This is a genomic window from uncultured Pluralibacter sp. (assembly GCF_913775985.1).
GTDB lineage: Bacteria > Pseudomonadota > Gammaproteobacteria > Enterobacterales > Enterobacteriaceae > Pluralibacter.
This window is the reverse complement of record NZ_CAJYMB010000158.1, coordinates 1-4335: the sequence shown is the minus strand read 5'-3', so window position 1 is coordinate 4335 and position 4335 is coordinate 1. Positions and strand designations below refer to the sequence as shown.

Here is a 4335-nt window from a genome sequence, read left to right as displayed (position 1 = left end):
CGGATGCGCGGTCGCCGCATTTTTTTAGGGAAAAACGATGACCGGATTTCGTTGGGAAATCATCGAGGAGTACGGGCCGCTGTTTATCGACGGCGCGATCATGACCCTCAAATGTACCGTTATCTGCGTGATCCTCGGCACCCTGTGGGGACTGACGCTGGGGCTGGGCCGGATGGCGAAAGCAGAGCACGGGCCGTGGAAATACATTCTGCGCTTTGCCGTGCAGTTTCCGGTGCGCTTTTACGTCAGCGCCTTTCGCGGGACGCCGCTGTTTGTGCAGATTATGGTAGTGCACTTCGCGCTGGTGCCGCTGTTTATCAATCCGCGCGATGGCCTGCTGGTAACCAGCGGTCTGATGAGCAGCGATTTTGCCCGCCACCTGCGGGCAGACTACGGCGCTTTTCTCTCCTGCGTCGTTGCCATTACGCTCAACGCAGGTGCCTACGTATCGGAAATTTTCCGCGCCGGGATCCAGTCCATTGATAAAGGCCAGATGGAGGCTTCCCGCGCCCTCGGCATGCCGTGGTGGAAAACCATGCGTAAGGTGATTTTGCCTCAGGCTTTCCGCCGCATTCTGCCGCCGCTGGGCAATAATGCTATCGCGATTGTGAAGGACTCTTCGCTGGCCTCGGCCATTGGCCTTGCGGATCTGGCCTATGCGGCGCGCACGGTATCCGGTGCTTATGCAACCTACTGGGAACCCTACCTGACCATTTCTCTCGTCTACTGGGTAATGACTTTCGTGCTGGCGCAGCTGGTTAACCGTCTGGAAAAGAGGTTTGGCAAAAGTGATTCACATTAAAAATCTGCATAAGCATTTTGGTGCAACCCACGTTCTGCGCGGTATCGACTGCGAGATAAAACCTCAGGAAGTGGTGTGCATAATCGGGCCGTCGGGCTCCGGTAAAAGTACCTTTCTGCGCTGCATGAACGCGCTGGAGTCGGTCAGCGAAGGCGAGGTTCTGGTTAACGGTTTTGCGGTTCACGACACGCGCGGCGATCTGAACGCCCTGCGCGAAGGCGTCGGCATGGTTTTTCAGCGCTTTAACCTTTTTCCGCACATGACGGTGCTGGAAAATCTGATGATGGCACCGATGGCGCTGCGCGGCATGAAGCGTGCGGAAGCCGCGAAGCTGGCAGAGAACCTGCTGGCAAAAGTTGGCCTCGGTGATAAGCGCGACGCCTGGCCGTCGAGCCTGTCGGGCGGGCAGCAGCAGCGGGTGGCCATTGCCAGGGCGCTGGCGATGCAGCCGTCCATTATGCTGTTCGACGAGCCGACGTCGGCGCTCGATCCGGAGCTGGTGGGCGATGTGCTGGAGGTGATGAAAAATCTCGCTGCGGAGGGGATGACGATGGTTATCGTGACCCATGAAATGGGCTTTGCCCGGGAAGTGGCCGACCGGGTGATCTTTATCGACCAGGGCATTATTCAGGAGCAGGGCACGCCGACGCAGATTTTTAGCGCGCCGCAAAACCCGCGCACCGCCGCGTTCCTCAGCAAAGTGTTGTAATCAGGTATTTCCGCTGCCGCCCCGCGACTTGCCGTCCGGCGGCGGCTGCATTAGGGTTATCTGTAACTTTTACGATAAAGAGTGAATGATGGCCTACACCTCCCGCCTGCTGGCTGCCGTTCCCGGCGTTCGCCACGCATTCCTGAACGCCGCCGAGGCCGCACGTTTCGACCGCGCTTCGCTGGTGGATATTAAACAGGTTCACGGCTGCGACGTGCTGGCCTACCGCACGCCGCCGGCTGAACGTCCGTCGGCGGACGGCGTGTTTGCCGATCTCGCGGGACAGAAACTGGGCGTTTACACCGCCGACTGCCTTCCGCTGCTGATGGCATCCCGGGACGGGCGCTTTATCAGCAGCGTGCATGCCGGCTGGCGCGGTGCGGCGGCGGGTATTATCCAGCGTGCCGTGGCGCAGTTTGCGGTTAGCGGTATTCCAGAGGCGGAGATTGTAGTGGCCATCGGGCCGCACATTGGCGCCTGCTGCTATGAGGTCTCCGGGGAATTTTACGCCCGGCTGCTGCAAACGCCGGCGGCCGGGCTTGTTCGCGCCCGGCGCGAGTCACTGCTATTCAGCCAGCCCCGGCGGCCCACGGCACTCAGTCCGGCGGCGCGGGAGGCGGGGAGCCAGTGGTTTGCTCTGGCGGATTTTTGCGTAATGCAGCTGATCCATGCCGACGTGGTGCCGGATAATATAGAGGTGCTTAATATATGCACTTACTGCACGCCGGGAGAGGTGCTCGGATCGTATCGCCGGCGCACGCACGCTCCGAAAGAAAAAACGCAGCAGATTTCGTGGATAGCCCGGGTGGAATAAAAAAACCGGCGGCTGCCGGTTTTATGTGCTCAGATTTTGCAGGCGTCGCCGCAGTCATCGTCGGCAATGATAGCTTCTGCCTTTTTATCGGCTTCCTGCAGCCGCGCGGCGTTGCGCTCTTCCGCTTCTTCCAGGCCTTTAATAACCAGATTATCGAGATCGATTTCCATTGTTCTGCTTCCGGATGGGGTTGAGGAGTGTCAGGCGATAAGCTTATTACAAAAAGCACGATCCTGCGATGCGTTATCACAGTGGCTGAAAGAGGTAATAAGGAGTTTACTGCTGAAATGGTGCGTCCGAGTGGACTCGAACCACCGACCCCCACCATGTCAAGGTGGTGCTCTAACCAACTGAGCTACGGACGCACTGAAGATGGTGCGTTTAATTGGACTCGAACCAACGACCCCCACCATGTCAAGGTGGTGCTCTAACCAACTGAGCTATAAACGCAGATGGTGCGTTCAATTGGACTCGAACCAACGACCCCCACCATGTCAAGGTGGTGCTCTAACCAACTGAGCTATGAACGCACAACGGGGACGAATATTAGCGGCAGGGACGAGAAGAGGCAAGAGGCAAATGCCACTTTTCTCCCGTAAATCACGCGATTGCGGAACTATTAGGCACATTGCTGCTATTTTGCTGATGCGGAAGAATATTTTTTGCTCACTCCGCGATGCGCCGCACGCGTGGAACTTTTTACTTATCCAGGGAAATACCGTTATGACAGCTGAAACAGCCAAAAACAGACAAGACGTTGGGGAACTTAACCAGATAATTGTTTACGGACAGTCGCTGGCGGCCGGCGCCACCGGCTTGCCGCTTTTGCCGCCGGCCGCGGTTGCGGAACATCAGACTTATGCGGGCGGAACGCGCGGCGGCGTGCGGGGAGAGCAGAATTTCAGCGCTGCTAAGCCGCTGGAGGAGGACGCGCTGAACCCGGCCCCCGATGGAATGGACAATCGCGGGGAAACGGTGTGCTCCGGTGCGGCCAGCTATGCCAGCGCGCTGGCGCTGCGCGAAAACGGCATCGATCCCGCCGCGCATCCGCTGTTTATCAGCTCGGCCGGAAAATCGGGCGCCTGCATTACCGAACTGCAAAAAGGCAGCGCCTGGTACAGGGATCAGTTTATGCAGCACCTGCGCGGGATCTGCGCTTTTAGCCCGCATCGCGCGCTGCGGGCCATTTTCTGGCTGCAGGGCGAAACCAATTCTGACGGGCGGGAGACCGCAGGTACGGCAGAGGAGTATACTGCCGCGCTGCGCCAGCTGCGCGAGGACATAAGCGCCGAGGCGAGGGCGGTACACGGTCAGGCGGCACCGGTGCCCTTTATCGTTTATCAGCACTCCACCAATATCAAAACCAACCCCAACACCGCGCGATCTTTTTTCCGGCTGGTCTGCGATGAGGATAGCCAGTTCAGCTTTTCCGCGCCCACCTACATGTTCCCGCACGCTGAGGATGGTCTGCATCTGACGGCCGAAGGCTACCGCTGGCTGGGCTGCTATTTCGGCCGCGCCTATAAACAGCGGGTACACGATCGCATCAGACCCCGCTTCATTCGCCCGCTGAGCTTACACGCAGACGGCGGCGCGGTGCGGATAACCTTCAGCGTACCGCAGCCGCCGCTGGTGCTGGATAACGTCAATCTTGCTCCGGCGAAGGATTGTGGCTTTTCGGTGTACCAAAACGGCAGGCGGCTGGCGCTGCGCGCGGTAAGCATTGAGGGCGGCGATACCGTCGTGCTTGAGACGGCAGAGGATTTGCTTAGCGACGTTACGGTCAAGTATGCGATGGACGATCTGGGAGAGGGGCTGAACATCCAGGCCGGCGCCAGTGGCAATCTGCGCGACTCAACGGCTGAGACGGTGGACATCAACGGGCGAGAAAGGCCGATGTTTTATCTCTGCCCGCATTTTGAGATTGGCGGGGCAGAGTAGGAGACATATTGCCGGTGCGGGCGACGTTGCGTCGCCCGCAGTCCAGACACTATCGCGCCGCGCGGGCCA

General features: G+C 59.0%; 5 protein-coding genes and 3 tRNA genes. 4 read left to right on the top strand and 4 right to left on the bottom strand.

Going from position 1 to position 4335, the window contains the following annotated elements; all coding sequences use genetic code 11:
* Positions 1-37: 37 nt before the first annotated feature.
* The 3 genes from QZ766_RS22660 (at position 38) to QZ766_RS22650 (ending at position 2325) form a co-directional block, all read left to right on the top strand.
* Positions 38-802: an amino acid ABC transporter permease gene (locus QZ766_RS22660; protein WP_297207627.1), complete on the top strand. Its 765-nt coding sequence runs from the start codon at positions 38-40 to the stop codon at positions 800-802.
* Positions 789-1511 (top strand): amino acid ABC transporter ATP-binding protein, encoded by a 723-nt coding sequence (locus tag QZ766_RS22655; RefSeq protein ID WP_297207631.1) that lies wholly within the window; start codon positions 789-791, stop codon positions 1509-1511. Before QZ766_RS22660 ends, QZ766_RS22655 begins: the two co-directional genes overlap by 14 nt.
* An 88-nt stretch (positions 1512-1599) precedes the next feature.
* Entirely contained in the window at positions 1600-2325 is a 726-nt protein-coding gene (locus QZ766_RS22650; RefSeq protein WP_297207629.1) for a polyphenol oxidase family protein, read from the top strand.
* Between the two features lie 29 nt (positions 2326-2354).
* On the opposite strand, the gene QZ766_RS22645 is transcribed toward QZ766_RS22650, so the two are convergent.
* From QZ766_RS22645 to QZ766_RS22630, 4 genes are all read right to left on the bottom strand, one after another.
* Positions 2355-2495, bottom strand: a complete 141-nt coding sequence (locus QZ766_RS22645; RefSeq protein WP_297207624.1) for a hypothetical protein — start codon at positions 2493-2495, stop codon at positions 2355-2357.
* 118 nt (positions 2496-2613) lie between these two features.
* Positions 2614-2690, bottom strand: a tRNA-Val gene (locus tag QZ766_RS22640).
* Positions 2691-2698: 8 nt separating this feature from the next.
* Positions 2699-2775, bottom strand: a tRNA-Val gene (locus QZ766_RS22635).
* A 3-nt stretch (positions 2776-2778) separates the two neighbouring features.
* Positions 2779-2855 (bottom strand) — tRNA-Val (locus tag QZ766_RS22630).
* Positions 2856-3048: 193 nt separating this feature from the next.
* Between QZ766_RS22630 and QZ766_RS22625 the strand changes: the two genes are divergently transcribed.
* Positions 3049-4266 (top strand): sialate O-acetylesterase, encoded by a 1218-nt coding sequence (locus QZ766_RS22625; RefSeq protein WP_297207623.1) that lies wholly within the window; start codon positions 3049-3051, stop codon positions 4264-4266.
* The last annotated feature ends 69 nt before the right edge of the window (positions 4267-4335 follow it).